The organism is Streptomyces sp. NPDC085900 (assembly GCF_044540925.1).
Classification (GTDB): Bacteria; Actinomycetota; Actinomycetes; order Streptomycetales; family Streptomycetaceae; genus Streptomyces; species Streptomyces gilvifuscus.
In genome coordinates this window covers 428,428-443,680 of sequence record NZ_JBITSP010000002.1, presented here as the reverse complement: position 1 = coordinate 443,680, position 15,253 = coordinate 428,428, and the positions used below count along the sequence as shown (strand labels likewise).

Here is a 15,253-nt window from a genome sequence, read left to right as displayed (position 1 = left end):
AAGACCAGTGAGCCCGATCTCGGTCCGCGGATTCGCGGTGGCCTCGGCCTCCGCGGTCACCGCCGTCGGAAGCGTCGTCGGCGTCGCCTCGGGCACCGCCGCGCAGACCAACGGCGCCGAGGCCGGCGCGGCCGACGCCACCCTGCTCGCGGACATACCCGCGGGCCAGCAGGCCCAGGTGCAGACCGCGTCCCTGACGATGCAGGCCGACGCACAGGCCGTGCAGGCGGACGCCGGCGCCAGGAAGGAGGCCGAGGAGGCCGCCCGTAAGGCCGCCGCCAGGACGGCCACGGCGAAGAAGGAAGCCGCCAAGCGCGCCGAGACCAAGAGCGCCGCCAGTCGCGGCGCCGGCCTGTCCCTCCAGCGGACGTACACCGTCGCCGAGCTCCAGGCGATCGCCCGGCAGATCGTGCCCAGCGGGCAGTACCAGTGCTTCAGCAACATCGTGGAGCGCGAGTCCAGCTGGAACATGCACGCCCTCAACGCTTCCTCCGGCGCCTACGGCCTCGTCCAGGCCCTGCCGGCCTCCAAGTACGCCACGGTCGGCGCCGACTGGCAGACGAACCCCGCCACCCAGATCAAGTGGGGGCTCAACTACATGAACGCCGCCTACGGCAGCCCCTGCGACGCCTGGGCCTTTTGGCAGGTCCACCACGCGTACTGAGGCCGATCGCCGCCCTCCCCCTTCACCCCCTAATTCGACGGGCTTCTATGTTGACGTCCGTCGATGCAAGGCGCAGGCTTGCATCAAGGAACCCTGGGGGTGAGTCATGAACGAGCAGTCCACCGATCTGCGCGAAGCGGTACGTCGCCGGTACGCGGCGGCGGCCGTCAAGGTCACCGAGGGCGCGGCCGCCTGTTGCGGGCCCGAGCCGGTCGAGGTCGACGACGACTTCGGCTCCACGCGGTACCCCGCGGACGAGCGCGACGCCCTGCCCGCGGAGGCCGTCGCCGCCTCCCTCGGCTGCGGCAACCCCACCGCCGTCGCCGAACTGCGCGCCGGCGAACGCGTCCTGGACCTCGGCTCCGGCGGCGGCATCGACGTCCTGCTGTCCGCCCGCCGCGTCGGCCCGACCGGCAAGGCGTACGGCCTGGACATGACCGACGAGATGCTCGAACTCGCCGTGGCCAACGCGGCGAAGGCGGGCGCGACGAACGTGGAGTTCCTCAAAGGCACCATCGAGGAGATCCCGCTGCCCGCGAACACCGTCGACGTGGTGATCTCCAACTGCGTGATCAACCTGTCCACGGACAAGGCCGCCGTGTTCGCCGAGACCTTCCGCGTGCTGCGGCCCGGCGGCCGGATCGGCGTCTCCGACATCGTCTCGGACGACAACCTCACCGTCGAGCAGCGCGGCGAGCGCGGCGACTACGTCGGCTGCATCGCCGGCGCCCTGTCGTTCGCCGAATACCGCGCGGGCCTCGAAGCCGCCGGGTTCACCGACATCGAGATCACCCCGACCCACCCGGTCGCCGACGGCATGCACTCCGCCGTCGTCCGCGCCGTCAAGCCCGCCGGGGCCGGAGGCGGGAACGGGTCCGGACGGCTTCTGTAAGATCCACCGCATGCCCTGGACACGACGGCGTGCGCGCGGCGCGCGGCCCGCTGAGGAGCGCCTGCCCGACCTGGAGTTCCTCGCCCTCGTGCAGGCGAGCCTCGAGGAGTACGCGCCCGGGGTGACGCAGGGCTCCAGGCTCCAGGGCAACTCGCTGAGCAGCCCGCAGGGATGGGCGGTGGGCGTGGCACCGCCCCACCACGGCGGCGGGCGCCACTACGACCTCGTGGCACTGCCGGACGTGAGCATCCAGCCGGACGTTCCCTGTTTCATGGACTGTGTCGTGGCGATGTCCGGCGATCCGGGCCGAGCGGCCGACACGTGGGTGCAGACCGCGGGTGCGTGCATGCTCGAACTCCTCGACCCGCGCGGGCGCTTCGCCGACCACACGGACCCCGACGACGAGCGGGGCGTCCCCGGCCGGCACACGATCGCCTCCGGCGCGGTCGGCCTCGGCGTCGACCCCGCGGAGAACCGGCGCCTGCAGACCGCCCTGATCGAGGCGAACGTGCTGCACCGTGTCGCGCACACCTTCGTCGAGGACCTGGAGTCGCCGTTCTTCGACGGGGTCAAGGTCTTCTACGGCGGCCGGCCCGGCGCGATGCACGCCGAGATCCGGGTCAACGGGGAGCGGCACGAACCCGCCTCGGCCGCCATGACGGAACTGGGACTGCCCGAGCCGAAGGCCTTCACCACGGTCCGCCATTACGCGCTGCTGCTCCCGGCCGCCGACTGACGGCCGGGGCCGGCGCGGGGGCGTCACCCTGCCGTGTGCGGCATCCGGACGACCCCGACGCGCCCGCGGACCGGGTTCGGCCGTAATCTGCGACATCATGAGCGATGCCATTCCTTCCAGCCCGCGCGAGGCCTACGACCTGCTCCTGGCGGGCAACCGCCGCTTCGCCGCCGGCACGCCCCTGCACCCCAACCAGGACGCCGCCCGCCGCGCCGACCTGACCTCCGCCCAGCGCCCGTTCGCCGTACTCCTCGGCTGCTCCGACTCCCGGCTGGCCGCCGAGATCATCTTCGACCAGGGCCTGGGAGACCTGTTCGTCGTCCGCACCGCCGGACACGCCGCGGGTCCCGAGGTGCTCGGCAGCATCGAGTACGGGGTGAGCGTGCTGGACTGCCCGCTGGTCGTGGTCCTCGGCCACGACGCCTGCGGGGCCGTCGCCGCGACCAGGGACGCCGTGACGGACGGCAGGGCGGCGCCCGGGTACCTGCGGGACGTGATAGAGCGGGTGACGCCCAGCGTGCTGGCCGCTCACGCCGCCGGTGCGAGCGAGGACGAGGAGTTCATCGCCACTCACGTGCGGCACACCGTCGACTTCGTCATGGACCGCTCGCGGGAACTGGCCGACCAGGTCGCCCGAGGACGCACCGCCGTGGTGGGCCTGACCTACCGGCTGGCCGACGGCAGCGCCCACCCGGTCACCGCCCGCGGCCTGGACCTCCCGACCGACCCGTCCGACCACCCCGGCACCACCCGGCGGGCCGAGGTCGCCTGACTGGCCGGGCACGGCGGTCGGCAGCCCCAAGACACCGGTGGCCGCCACGAGACGGTTCAGCCGGCCGCCGGCCTTCCCGGGTTGGCGGCCGTGCCCTCGGTGCTCAGCAGTACGACGACCGAGGCCGGCCCTAGCCCCAGTGCGGTACGGCGCTCCGCGGCACCCGTGCCGGTGAGCGCCGCGCGCAGACCGGCGAGAGCCGCGGCACCGCAGGGCCCCGAGAAGACACCCGAAGCGGCGAGGTCGGCGGCGGCGCGGGCGCAGTCGGCGTCCGTGACGGCGATCGCGGCGTCCAGCCCGGCGAGCAGGTGGGGCCAGGCGATGCCGGACGGTGTGCCGCAGTTGAGGCCGGCCATCACGGTCTCGCCCGTGGTCACGGTGACGGGCCTGCCCAGGGTGAGGCTGCGCAGGACGCAGGCCGCGGCCTCCGGCTCCACCGACAGCAGCGCCGGGGCGCGACCGGAGGGGCGGCTGCGGTAGTGGGTGACCACGGCCTGGGCCAGGGACCCCACGCCCACGGGTACCGCGACGAGGTCGGGGCCCTCGGCGGCCCCCGCGGCGGTCAGCTGCTCGTCGATCTCGGCGCAGAGGGTGGAGTAGCCCTCGACGATCCAGCGCGGGATCCGCTCGTAGCCCGGCAGGCCGGTGTCCTGGATCAGGAGAGTGCCTGGCGCGGTGGCCGCCTCCGCCGCCAGGCGGACGGCCTCGTCGTACGGCCCGGCGACCTCGGTGACCCGCGCCCCTTCGGCGGCGATGGCGGCGATGGCCTGCGGATGCACGCCCCGGGGGACGAAGACGTGGGCGCCATGGCCGTGGCGGTGTGCCATGCGGGCCACGGCGCGACCGTGGTTGCCGTCGGTGGCCGCCACCAGGGTCACCGGGCCGGGTTCCGCGCCCTTCGCGGCCCGCTCGGCGAGGGCGCGGTGGACCGCCCAGGACGCACCCAGCGCCTTGAACGCGGGCAGCCCCAGCCGGCACGACTCGTCCTTGACGAAGACCCGTCTGGCTCCGAACTCCGCTGCCAGCGCGGGGAGTTCGGTCAGCGGGGTGGGTGCGTGGTCGGGCAGCGAGCGGTGGAAGGCCCGTACGTCGGCGGGTGCGGGTTCGCACCGCCAGGCGCGGGCATCGGGTCGCGCGTACCAGGAGGGCGCACGGGGAGGAAAGGAGTTGTCGGACACGCGTCCAGGGTCCGGTGAGTCCTTCCGATCGGTCCAGCGCACGTTTCGGGTATGCGAGCGTCAGCGGTCCGCCGGGGCGGCGTCGACACGGTCCGCGGCTGTCGGCATGCGCTCCCGGAGATACGCCTCCAGTTCGGCCGCACCGCTGAGCATCGCCCTGCCGCGGTCGGACAGCCGACGGCGCCAGTCGGTCAGCGCCGCCTCCAGGGGTTCCAGTCCGCCGGCCGCGTGGACCTGGGTGATGAGCGGGGCGATCTGTTCGAGCAGGTAGCCGCCGCGCCTGAGCTGATGGACCAGGCGGGCGTCCCGTACGGCGGCGTCGTCGTAGACGCGGTAGCCGGTGTGCGGGTCGCGGTGCGGGCGTACCAGTCCGGCGCGCTCCCACTTGCGCAGGGTCGCGGGCCGGACGTCGAGTCGGTCCGCGAGGGGCCCGATGAAGGTGCCGCCGGCCTCGGGTGCCGGGGCGGGGGCCAGGTCGCGGAGGGCGTTCTCCACGGCGTGCAAGGTCCGCCGGTCTTCGAGGAGCTGGACGTGGCTCTCGTCGATGAGGCGGAACGCCTCGTCGGTGGCGCCCCGGTTCACCGCCCGCATGACCGACGCGGCCGCCTGATGGCCATGCCCGGGCAGCAGGGCGAGGAACGCGCGCAGAGCCGCCGCGTGCCGGGAGGTGTAGGTGCGGTAACCGGACGGAGTGCGACCGGCCGGAGGGAGGATGCCGGCCTCCTCGTAGTTCCTGACCGCCTGCGTGGACAGACCGTGGGCCCGGGCCAGGTCGACGGGCCTGAGCCGTCCTTCGTTTTGAGGGTTTGGCGCCATGCTCCTGCCCATATCGCTCAAAAGTCTCAACCGAGAGTTCAACGATACCGTTGAGGGCATGGCCGCTGACATCAAGGACATCACCGCCGCCGCCGAAGCCGCCTCCGTCATGAGGCTGCTGCCGGGCCGGCCCCGACTGCTCGGGCTGGGCGAGCCCACCCACGGCGAGGACGCCCTGCTCGACCTGCGCAACGAACTCTTCCGGCAACTCGTCGAGCAGGAGGGCTACCGAACCGTCGCGATCGAGAGCGACTGCGTGCGGGGCCTGGTCGTGGACGACTACGTCACCTCGGGGACGGGCACGCTCGACGACGTCATGGAGCGCGGGTTCAGCCACGGCTGGGGCGCCTACGCGGGCAACCGCGAACTCGTGCGCTGGATGCGGGCCCACAACGAGCGCCGGCCCGCCTCCGAGCAGGTCCGCTTCGCCGGTGTCGACGGCCCTCTGGAGATCACCGAAGCCGCGAGCCCCCGCCGGGCGCTCACCGCCCTGCACGACCTCCTCGCGGACCATGTGGACGCGAACCTGCTGCCCTGCACCGCGAAGACACTCGACCGTCTGCTCGGCCCCGACGACCGGTGGACGGATCCGGCCGCGATGACCGACCCGTCCCGCTCGGTGGGGCGGTCGGCCGAGGCGGACCGACTCCGGCTGCTCGCCGACGACTTGGTGGCGCTGCTCGACACGCAGACGCCCCATCTGGTCGGCGCGGTCTCGCGGGAGGACCGGGACCGGGCGCGACTGTACGGCCGTACCGCCGTCGGACTGCTGCGCTACCACCACGCGATGGCCGACACCTCACCGGCCCGCATGACCCGGCTGTGCGCGCTGCGCGATCTGATGATGGCCCACAACCTGCTGGCCCTCGTCGAACGCGGCCCGGTGCTGCTGCACGCCCACAACTCCCATCTGCAGCGGGCGAAGAGCACGATGCGGATGTGGGAGGGGCCGGTGGAGTGGTGGAGCGCCGGCGCCCTGGTAGGCGCCCGGCTCGGCGCGGAGTACGCCTTCCTCACCACGGCCCTGGGCACGATCGGCCACCGGGGAGTGGACACGCCCGCGCCGGACACCGTCGAGGGTCTGCTGTACGCGCTCCCGGAGGACCGCTGTGTCGTCGACGCCCCGCGGCTCGCCGCGGCCCTCGGCGACACACCGCCGGCGCCCCGAGTGTCCCCATGGTTCGGCTACGCCCCGCTCGACCCGGCCCACCTGACGGATACCGCCGGCGTCGTGTTCGTCAAGGACGCTTCGCACGACGCCCGTTGACTTCAGGTGGCGATGGTGGCCAGGCCGGCGATTCCCACCAGGTAGATGACGACCGCCGTGACGCTGTCGATGCCCATCCGCGCGTACTGCCGGCGGGGACGGAAGACGAGTCCCGCCATGTAGGTGACGGTGAGGATGATGCCGAGGGCCGTGAGGTAGATGTCCGTGTCGTGCGCGGCGGGCAGGACGGGCTTGCCGGAGATGACCGTGGCCAGGAGGAACAGCACGGGAAGGAAGGCGTTGCCGCCGAAGATGTCGCTGATGGCGAGCTGGTGATCGCCGAGCTTGGTGGAGGTCAGGCCGGTGCTGACCTCGGGCAGGGAGGTGGCCGCGGCCAGGACGGTCGCGCCGAACAGCACACCGCTCAGCCCCTGGCGGGCGAAGAAGTCCTCGCCGCTGCGTTCGATGACCACACCGGCGACCAGCGTGGCGAGGGCCGCCGTGGCGAAGATCAGCCCGGCGCGGCCGGTGTGCACGCCCTTGTCGGTGGCGGCCTTCTCCTTCTTCCCCCGGGAGTGGCCGCGCGGTTCGGGCTGGCTGTCCGGGGCGTCGCCGCCCTCCCGCCACGGCAGCCCGTGACCGGCCCGGTTCAGCAGTACGAGGCCGACCACCCACAGGGCGGCGATCGCCACGGAGGCCGGAGCCAGCCGGCCGACGTGCAGGCTCGGCGAGAGCTGGGTGCCCATGACGACCACGGCGAGGACCACCACCACGAGGGCACCTTCCAGGACCAGTTGGAGGCTGGCGGCGACGCGGGTCAGCGGGGCGCGCGGACGGGTTCCCGCGGCGTCGAGGACGGCCAGGACGACGGTCTGGATGGCGATGCCGCCGAGGATGTTGCCGACGGCGACGTCCAACTGGCCCGCCAGGGCCGCCGATACGGTGATGGCGATCTCGGGCAGGTTGGTCGCCACGGCGAGGAGGATCAGCCCGCCCAGCGCACCGCCCAGGTGAAGACGCTCGGCGAGGACGTCGGTGGTGTCGGACAGTTTGATGCCCGCGTACCAGATGACGGCCGCGCTCACGACGAACGACAACAGCAGAACCGGAGAGCTCAGAGATCCCATGCGCGGGTGAGTACCCACCGATCGTCTACACGTGTACGACGCTCACGCCTCAGCTCTCCTCCGCCGCCGAGTGCTCCTGCGCCGCGACCGAGACGGCGTGTTGCCGGACATGCCCGAGGAACCGTTCGGAGTTCGGCGGCAGGGTACGGGAGGTCAGCCGGGCGATGCCGATGTCCCTGGCCGCCTCCACATCCGTGACCTGCAGGTACGACGGTCCGCGCGCCGGAGCGGCCGAGTGCGGGCGGGGGACGAGCGCGACGCCCAGTCCCGCGCCGACCAGGCCGCGCAGGGTCGCCACCTCGTCCCCCTCGAAGCCGGCCCGCGGGGTGAAGCCGACGGCACGGCACAGCGCCTCGGTCACCGAGCGCAGGCCCTGTTCGTGGCGCAGCAGGATGAACGGCTCCTCGGCGACCTCGGCCAGCCGGGCCCGGCGGCGCCGGGCGAGCCGGTGCCCGGGCGGCACGGCCAGCCAGAGCGGCTCGGTCAGCAGGCGCTCCCAGGTGATCAGGGGATGGCCGGGGTCCCCGGCGGTGAGGAGCAGGTCGGCGGTTCCGCCCAGCAGGCTCTCCACGAGGACGGCCTCACTCCCCTGGCGCAGTTCGAACCGGGAGAGCGGGAAGCGTTCCCGGAACCCGGTGATGAGAGGCGGCAGCAGCCAGGTGCCGAGCGAGTGCAGGAAGGCCAGGGGAATCAGGCCCGATTCGGGGGAGACGGTCTCGTGGACCGCGCGCAGTCCCCGGTCCAGCCGCCGCAGCGCGGCGTCCGCGTGGTCCCGGAAGGCCCGCCCGGCCGGTGTCAGCCGCAGCACCCGCCCCACCTGCTGGAACAGCTGGGCGCCCACCTCCTGTTCCAGGCGTCTGAGCGCCCGGGAGAGGGCCGGCTGCGTCAGGCGGGCCTCAGCGGCGGCCTGGGTCACGGTGACCCCGTCGGCCACGGCGACGAAACAGCGCAGTACCTGCACATCCATACGATTGATGCTATCGGCGCATGGGTCTGCGTGTATTCAGGCATTGGACGCATGGAATCTTCCGGGCCACCCTGGACAGGGACAGGGCGACCGACGGTCGCACCCCGGACACGTCACGGAGCGACGATGAGTACCCAGTGGAATGCCGACGACAACCGTTTCGAGACCTCGGCACGGGGCCGTGCCGTCCTGGCCGACCCCCGTCTCAACCGCGGTACGGCCTTCACCGGACAGGAGCGGCGGGACCTGGGCCTGGACGGCCTGATCCCGCCCAGCGTGCTCACCCTGGACCAGCAGGCCGACCGGGCGTACGGCCAGTACGCGGCCCAGCCCACCGACCTGGCCAAGCACGTCAACCTGACCGCTCTGCACGACCGCAACGAGGTGCTGTTCTACCGCCTGCTGAGCGATCACCTCTCGGAGATGCTGCCCATCGTCTACACACCGACGGTCGGCACGGCCATCGAGCGCTACAGCACCGAGTACCGGCGCCCGCGCGGCATCTACCTGTCGGTCGACGCCCCCGAGGACATGGAACGCGCCCTGCGCGCCTCCGGGTTGGGCGCCGACGACGTCGACCTGGTCGTGGCGACCGACGGCGAGGCCATCCTGGGCATCGGCGACTGGGGTGTGGGCGGCATCGACATCTCGGTGGGCAAGCTCGCCGTGTACACGGCCGCGGCCGGCATCGACCCGGCCCGCACCCTCGCCGTCGTCCTCGACGTCGGCACCAACCGCGAACAACTCCTCGAGGACCCGCTCTACTTGGGCAACCGTCACCCCCGGGTGGACACGGAGACGTACGACGCCTTCATCGAGCGCTACGTCACCACCGCGGAACGCCTCTTCCCCGACGCGCTGCTGCACTTCGAGGACTTCGGAACCGCCAACGCGCGCCGCATCCTGGACCGTTACCGCGGCGAGCACTTCGTCTTCAACGACGACATCCAGGGCACGGGCGCGGTGAACCTGGCCGCCGTCCTGTCCGGGGTGCGGGCCAGCGGGATGCCGTTGCCGGACCATCGGGTGGTGGTGTTCGGCGCCGGCACGGCGGGAATCGGCGTCGCCGACCAGTTGCGGGACGCCATGGCCGCGGAGGGCCTTGACCGGGAGGCGGCCACCGCGCGTTTCTGGGCCGTGGACCGCTACGGGCTGCTCACCCGTGACCAGGAGGGGCTGCGCGACTTCCAGGCCCCCTACGCCCGGTCGGCCGACGAGGTCGCCGAGTGGGGGCGGGACGCGAAGGTCGGGGGCATCTCGCTGGAGGAGGTGGTGCGCCGGGTCCGGCCCACCGTGCTGATCGGCACCTCCGGCCAGGGCGCCGCCTTCACCGAGAGCATCGTCCGGGAGATGGCCGCGCACACCGAACGCCCCATCGTGCTGCCGATGTCCAACCCCACCCGGCTCGCCGAGGCCGTGCCCTCCGAGCTGCTGGACTGGACGGACGGCCGTGCGCTCATCGCCACGGGCAGCCCCTTCGAGCCGGTGACCAGCGGCGGGGTCACCTACGAGATCGGCCAGGCCAACAACGCGCTGATCTTCCCCGGTCTCGGCCTCGGTGCCGTCGTCGCCCGCGCCACGCGGGTCACCGACTCGATGCTCTCCGCCGCGGCCCACGCGGTCGCCGAACAGGTGGACTCCACCGCCCGGGGCGCCTCCCTCCTCCCCCACACCCGGCAACTGCGGCGCACCTCCGCCGCGGTCGCGGTCGCCGTGGCGCGGGCTGCGGCCGAGGACGGTGTGGCCCGGGAGACGGTGGACGACACCATCGAGGACCGGGTCCACCGGGCCATGTGGGAGCCGGTGTACCGGCCGGTGGTGGCGGTCTGAGCGGCGAGCGGCAGGGGCCACGATGAGCAGCGGGACGATCGGGCGGAGGCGCGGCGGAAGGCTGTCGGCGGCGACGAAGGCGGTCCTGGACCAGGGCGACCGGCTCGTCCCGCCGTTGCTGATGCTGACCCTGCTCAGTGGTGTGATCGACGCGGTCAGTCTGCTCGGTCTCGGGCATGTGTTCGTGGCGAACATGACCGGCAACCTCGTCCTCGTGGGGCTGTCGCTCACGGGCGCGCCCGGTTCCTGGGCGGCGGGTCCGGTGGTGGCTCTCGGTGGGTTCGTCGTGGGCGCCCTGCTGGTGCGCGCGGTGGCGCCACGCCGTGCCGGCCACCGGGCGCTGCTCGGCGTCTGCGCGGCGCTGGAGGCGGCGCTGTTCGTCGTGGCGGCCCTGGCGTCGTACGACGGCGGGGTGCTGCCGATCCTGCTGTGCGCGGTGGCGCTGGGCATGCAGAACGCGGCGGTCAGGCGGCTCGGCCTGGCGGGCCTGACGACCACCGTCATGACGAGCACCCTGACCGGCCTGGTCGCCGACCGGGCCGAGCGGCGCACCGCGTCGACCTCCCGTCGGCAGGCGCTCAGTGTGCTCACACTGGTCGCCGGAGCCGGGGCGGGCGCGGTGGCGGTGCGATGGGCGGGCACGCCGTGGACGTTGACGGCGGTGGCCGTGCTCGCGGTCGCGGTGGCGGTCACCGTGTCGGTGGTCGGGCCGCCCGGACCGGGGGGATGATCCGCGCTCATCCCTCGTTGGGGCGGGCGAGTCCGATGTCGTAGGCGAAGATCACGGCCTGGATGCGGTCGCGGGCGCCGATCTTCGCCAGGACGCGGCCGACGTGGGTCTTGACGGTGGACTCGGACAGCACGAAGTGCGCGGCGATCTCGCCGTTGGTCCAGCCCTTGCCGACGGCCTCGAGGATCTCGCGTTCCCGGTCGGTGAGCGTGCTCAGTCTCGGGTCCTCGGCGGGGTCGCCCGGGAGGACGCGCCGGTGCCGGGCGTACTCGTCGAGGATGCGGCGGGTCAGGGCGGGGGCGATGACGGCGTCGCCGGCGGCCACGGCGCGGATGCCGGCGAGGAGTTCCTCGGGACGTGCGTCCTTGAGGAGGAAGCCGCTGGCTCCGGCGCGCAGGGCGGCGTGGACGTACTCGTCGAGGTCGAACGTGGTCAGCACCAGAATGCGGGAGCGGTCGCCGGAGGCGACGATGCGGCGGGTGGCCTCGATGCCGTCCATGCCGGGCATCCGTACGTCCATCAGCACCACGTCGGGGCGCAGTTCGGCAGCCTTGCGGACGGCCTCGGCGCCGTGCGCGGCCTCGCCGACCACGTCGGTCTCCGGGACCGATTCCAGCAGGATGCGGAAGCCGTAGCGCTGCAGGTGCTGGTCGTCGACGATGAGCACGGTGGTCACCGGACGCCCCCCTGGGGGGTGAGGTCGAGCGTGGCCTGCACGCTCCAGCCGCCGCCGGGCACCGGGCCGGCGCTGACGGTTCCGCCGTAGAGTGCCGCTCGTTCGCGCAGGCCCACCAGCCCGTGTCCTTCCTCGCCCGGCGGTCCGGGCAGCAGGGCGGGGCCGCTGTCGCGGACCCGGATGGTCAAGGAGGCGTCCTCCACGAGGACGGCCAGGTGCACCCGGGTGTCGGGGCCGGCGTGCTTGAGGGTGTTGGTGAGGGCTTCCTGCACTATCCGGTACACCGTCAACTGCACGCCGCTGTCCAGGGCGTCGACGTCTCCGGCGGTCCGGTAGACGACCTCCAGGCCCGCGGCGCGCACGCCGGCGCACAGGGCGTCGATGTCCGCGAGGCCGGGTTGCGGGCTCAGCGCCGGCCCGGCGGGGGACGTGTCCGAGGTCTCGCGGAGCACGCCGAGGACGCGCCGTAGTTCGCCCAGCGCCTGCCGGCCGGTGTCACCGATGAGCCGCAGGGCCTCCTTGCCGCGTTCGGGGGCGAGGTCGGTGGCGTATCGGCCGGCGTCGGCGAGGGTGATGATGACGGACAGGTTGTGGCCGACGATGTCGTGCATCTCGCGGGCCACGCGGGCCCGTTCGGTGGCGACCGCGAGTCTGCCGCGCTGGTCGCGCTCGATCTCCAGCCGGGCGGCCCGCTCGCGCAGCACGGCGAGCTGGGCCCGGCGGATGCGCACCGTCAGGCCGAGCGCGAGCGCCGCGGTCGCCGTGCTCAGCAGGAAGAACAGGGCGTCCCAGACGGACACCGCGTGGGCCACGCGCAGCGCGACCACGGTCATGGCACCCGCCATCACCGCGCAGGCCCACGGCAGTTGCCGCAGCCGCCCGTGCAGGGCCAGGCTGTAGAGGGCGATGAACAGGGCGATGTCCGCGCGCAGCCCGGCGTCCAGGGACCACTGGAGCAGGAACACTGCCGTGATGACGCCGAACGTCGCCAGTGGCCGTCGGCGCCGCCACAGCAGGGGCAGTACCAGTCCGGCCTGCAGCGCCGGCGTCGCCGGCAGCGGCAGGTCGGTGAGGGCGAGGCGCAGCCGGTGCGGTCCGTCGCCGCCGGTGACCGCGCCTGTGGCGCGCAGCAGGTCCGGCACGCAGAACAGCGCGAAGACCAGGACCACGACCGCGGTGTCCAGCGCCCAGGGGCGGGCGCGGTCGGCCTGCCGCAGCCGCTGGCCGGCCCGTGCGAGGCGGGCGACCAGCGGCCCCAGTCCGCCGGCGTCGTCGAAGGTCACGGATGTCACCCGTCCATGGTGCAGGTGGTCAGACGTCGGTGCGCACCAGCCGGTACGCCGCGCCCACCAGCGCGAGGGCCGTCCAGCCGAGGAAGACCCACAGTCCGGCGCCGGGCGAGAGGGTGGTGGAGTCGTGCGTGAGGGCGTACATCGCCTGACCCGCGTTGCCGGGCAGGTAGGGGCTGATGTCGTTCTGCCAGGAGCTGGGCAGCAGCGTCACCAGGCCGGGGATCAGCATGAGGGTGGCGACCAGTACGGAGATCCCGCCGGCGACCGAGCGCAGCAGCATGCCGAGGGCCGCGCCGATCACTCCGACCAGGCCGAGGTAGAGCCCGGCGCCGAAGAGGCTGCGGACGACTCCGGCGTGCGACAGGCTCATGGCGGCCGGTGTGCCGGAGAGGATGCCGCTGCCGATCTGGAAGGCGACGAACGCGCCGGCGGTGCCGACGACGAGCACGACCACGCCGTACAGGGCCGCCTTGGACCACAGGACGGGCAGGCGGCGCGGCACGGCTGCCAGGGTCGAGCGGATCATGCCGGTGGAGTACTCGCCGGCGGTGATCAGCACGCCGAGGACGCCCAGGGCCAGTTGGGCGAAGTTCGTGCCGAACAGGGACAGTTCCAGGCCCGTGGAGCTGGCGAAGTCCCTGTTCAGGGTGCCGGACGCGTAGCCCGACTTGTAGCGGGTGGCGGCGATGAGCCCGAACGCGACCAGGAAGAGCAGGCCGAGGCCGAGCGTGATCCAGGTCGAGCGCAGGGACCACAGTTTGGCCCACTCCGAGCGCAGCACTCCCCTGGTGGTGACCCGGTAGGCGGGCCGGGAGGTGGTGGCGGGCGGTGTTCCGGTGGTGTCGGTGGTCGCGGTGACGGTGCTCATGCCGCCCTCCCGGGGGTCTCTGCGGTGGTCGTGGTGCCGTGGTACTCCACCGCGTCCCTGGTCAGGTCCATGAAGGCCTGCTCCAGCGACATCGTGCGGGGGCTGAGTTCGAACAGGGCGATGCCGTGCTCGGCCGCCTTCAGGCCGATCTCGCGGGCGGTGATCCCGGTGATCTGGAGTTCTTCGGAGCCGACGTGTCCGGTGATGTCGACGCCGGGTCCGGCCAGCGCCTCGCGCAGCCGTGCCGGGTCCTGGGTCTTGACCGTCACGGTGTCGCCACCGGCCTGGCGGACCAGGTCCCGCACGGTGGTGTCGGCCAGCAGCCGCCCCCGGCCGACGACGATCAGGTGGTCGGCGACGAGTGCCATCTCGCTCATCAGGTGTGAGGAGACGAAGACCGTGCGGCCCTCCTCGGCGAGGGTGGTCAGCAGGTTGCGGATCCAGAGCACGCCTTCGGGGTCCAGGCCGTTGACGGGTTCGTCCAGCATCACCGTCTGCGGGTCGCCGAGGAGCGCGGCCGCGATGCCGAGCCGCTGTCCCATGCCGAGGGAGAAGGCGCCGGCCCGCTTGCGGGCCACGCTGCCGAGGCCGGCGAGGTCGATGACCTCGTCGACGCGGCGGCGCGGGATGTCGTGGGTGAGCGCGAGCGACCTGAGGTGGTTGTAGGCCGAGCGCCCCGGGTGGATCGACTTGGCCTCCAGCAGCGCCCCCACCTCCTGCAGCGGTGCGCGGTGCCGGGCGTAGGGGCGGCCGTTGACCGTCACGGACCCGGCGGTCGGGGCGTCGAGACCGACGATCATGCGCATGGTGGTGGACTTGCCGGCGCCGTTGGGCCCCAGGAAGCCGGTGACGGTGCCCGGTTTCACGACGAAGTCCAGGCCGTCGACGGCCGTCTTCTCCCCGTAGCGTTTGGTGAGCTGCTGTGCCTCGATCATCCGCGCCTCTCCCTCGGTCCGCGGCGCCGTCGGACGCCGCACCACCCACGCTAGGAAGCGATCGGTCCGTTTCGGTGGTACCGCGGGTCGATCTGCGGTCGTGGCGTGGTACCCGGGTACTACACGGAGCCGGGGCGGGGGCCGGATCAGTCCGTGTCGGCGCGCAGCACGAGGTCGAGCAGTCCGGGGAAGCGCGCGTCGAACTCCTCGCGGCGCAGCCGGTTGACCCGCCGCGGCCCTTCGTCGCGCTGTTCGACCAGGCCGGCGCCGCGCAGGACGGAGAAGTGGTGGCTGAGTGCCGCCTTGCCGACGGGAACGTCGAAGCTTCCGCAGCTTCGGGTCCATTCCGCGGAGCCCGCGAGGTCGCGGACGATCTGCAGCCGCACGGGGTCGGCCACCGCGGACAGCGCGGTCAGCACGGACACGTCCGCGGGATCCGTGTGCACGGGCGCTGCCCGGTGACTGCCGCCCGCAGCCTGCTTCGACATGCCCCTCTTCCCGTCCCGCGCCCTCGCCGGTTCGCCCCGAGGCGCGCGCCGCCGCTTGCCGAGTGTTCGATCCGT

At 73.0% G+C, this 15,253-nt stretch carries 16 protein-coding genes; 7 read left to right on the top strand and 9 right to left on the bottom strand.

Translation table 11 applies throughout. The features are described 5' to 3' along the window. The first annotated feature begins 7 nt into the window (after positions 1-7). The 4 genes from ACIGDI_RS06760 (at position 8) to ACIGDI_RS06745 (ending at position 3,064) form a co-directional block, all read left to right on the top strand. Entirely contained in the window at positions 8-664 is a 657-nt protein-coding gene (locus ACIGDI_RS06760; protein ID WP_272175066.1) for a lytic transglycosylase domain-containing protein, read from the top strand. A 106-nt stretch (positions 665-770) separates the two neighbouring features. Further along, entirely contained in the window at positions 771-1,556 is a 786-nt protein-coding gene (arsM, locus tag ACIGDI_RS06755) for an arsenite methyltransferase (protein WP_399891521.1), read from the top strand. 10 nt (positions 1,557-1,566) lie between these two features. Then, positions 1,567-2,292, top strand: a complete 726-nt coding sequence (locus tag ACIGDI_RS06750) for a DUF6348 family protein (RefSeq protein ID WP_399891518.1) — start codon at positions 1,567-1,569, stop codon at positions 2,290-2,292. A gap of 97 nt (positions 2,293-2,389) precedes the next feature. Continuing rightward, a complete protein-coding gene (locus ACIGDI_RS06745) occupies positions 2,390-3,064 on the top strand; it encodes a carbonic anhydrase (RefSeq protein ID WP_399891515.1) in 675 nt (224 codons plus the stop codon). Positions 3,065-3,120: 56 nt separating this feature from the next. Here ACIGDI_RS06745 and ACIGDI_RS06740 read toward each other — a convergent pair whose 3' ends face one another. Next, positions 3,121-4,242, bottom strand: a complete 1,122-nt coding sequence (locus ACIGDI_RS06740) for a diaminopropionate ammonia-lyase (RefSeq protein WP_399891512.1) — start codon at positions 4,240-4,242, stop codon at positions 3,121-3,123. Positions 4,243-4,302: 60 nt separating this feature from the next. Beyond that, complete coding sequence (locus tag ACIGDI_RS06735) at positions 4,303-5,058, bottom strand: TioE family transcriptional regulator (RefSeq protein ID WP_399891509.1); 756 nt, start codon at positions 5,056-5,058, stop codon at positions 4,303-4,305. 58 nt (positions 5,059-5,116) lie between these two features. Here ACIGDI_RS06735 and ACIGDI_RS06730 point away from each other — a divergent pair, with 58 nt between their 5' ends. Further along, positions 5,117-6,325, top strand: coding sequence for an erythromycin esterase family protein (locus tag ACIGDI_RS06730; protein ID WP_399891506.1), 1,209 nt, complete (start codon positions 5,117-5,119; stop codon positions 6,323-6,325). A gap of 2 nt (positions 6,326-6,327) precedes the next feature. On the opposite strand, the gene ACIGDI_RS06725 is transcribed toward ACIGDI_RS06730, so the two are convergent. Both ACIGDI_RS06725 and ACIGDI_RS06720 read right to left on the bottom strand, forming a co-directional pair. Continuing rightward, complete coding sequence (locus ACIGDI_RS06725) at positions 6,328-7,392, bottom strand: sodium:calcium antiporter (RefSeq protein WP_399891502.1); 1,065 nt, start codon at positions 7,390-7,392, stop codon at positions 6,328-6,330. A gap of 49 nt (positions 7,393-7,441) precedes the next feature. Continuing rightward, positions 7,442-8,359 (bottom strand): LysR substrate-binding domain-containing protein, encoded by a 918-nt coding sequence (locus ACIGDI_RS06720; RefSeq protein ID WP_399891499.1) that lies wholly within the window; start codon positions 8,357-8,359, stop codon positions 7,442-7,444. A 126-nt stretch (positions 8,360-8,485) separates the two neighbouring features. Here ACIGDI_RS06720 and ACIGDI_RS06715 point away from each other — a divergent pair, with 126 nt between their 5' ends. Further along, a complete protein-coding gene (locus ACIGDI_RS06715; RefSeq protein WP_399891496.1) occupies positions 8,486-10,189 on the top strand; it encodes an NAD-dependent malic enzyme in 1,704 nt (567 codons plus the stop codon). Between the two features lie 22 nt (positions 10,190-10,211). Further along, a complete protein-coding gene (locus ACIGDI_RS06710; protein ID WP_399891493.1) occupies positions 10,212-10,919 on the top strand; it encodes a YoaK family protein in 708 nt (235 codons plus the stop codon). A 7-nt stretch (positions 10,920-10,926) separates the two neighbouring features. On the opposite strand, the gene ACIGDI_RS06705 is transcribed toward ACIGDI_RS06710, so the two are convergent. The 5 genes from ACIGDI_RS06705 to ACIGDI_RS06685 form a co-directional block, all read right to left on the bottom strand. Further along, complete coding sequence (locus ACIGDI_RS06705; protein WP_399891490.1) at positions 10,927-11,595, bottom strand: response regulator; 669 nt, start codon at positions 11,593-11,595, stop codon at positions 10,927-10,929. Then, positions 11,592-12,887 (bottom strand): sensor histidine kinase, encoded by a 1,296-nt coding sequence (locus ACIGDI_RS06700; RefSeq protein WP_399891486.1) that lies wholly within the window; start codon positions 12,885-12,887, stop codon positions 11,592-11,594. Before ACIGDI_RS06700 ends, ACIGDI_RS06705 begins: the two co-directional genes overlap by 4 nt. A gap of 19 nt (positions 12,888-12,906) precedes the next feature. Further along, positions 12,907-13,755 carry an ABC transporter permease gene (locus ACIGDI_RS06695; RefSeq protein ID WP_399891483.1) on the bottom strand — a complete coding sequence of 283 codons (849 nt, stop codon included), beginning with the start codon at positions 13,753-13,755 and terminating at the stop codon, positions 12,907-12,909. Continuing rightward, positions 13,752-14,690 carry an ATP-binding cassette domain-containing protein gene (locus ACIGDI_RS06690; RefSeq protein ID WP_399891480.1) on the bottom strand — a complete coding sequence of 313 codons (939 nt, stop codon included), beginning with the start codon at positions 14,688-14,690 and terminating at the stop codon, positions 13,752-13,754. The genes ACIGDI_RS06695 and ACIGDI_RS06690 overlap by 4 nt, the downstream gene beginning before the upstream one ends. Before the next feature lie 146 nt (positions 14,691-14,836). After that, entirely contained in the window at positions 14,837-15,178 is a 342-nt protein-coding gene (locus ACIGDI_RS06685) for an ArsR/SmtB family transcription factor (protein ID WP_399891477.1), read from the bottom strand. Positions 15,179-15,253: the final 75 nt, after the last annotated feature.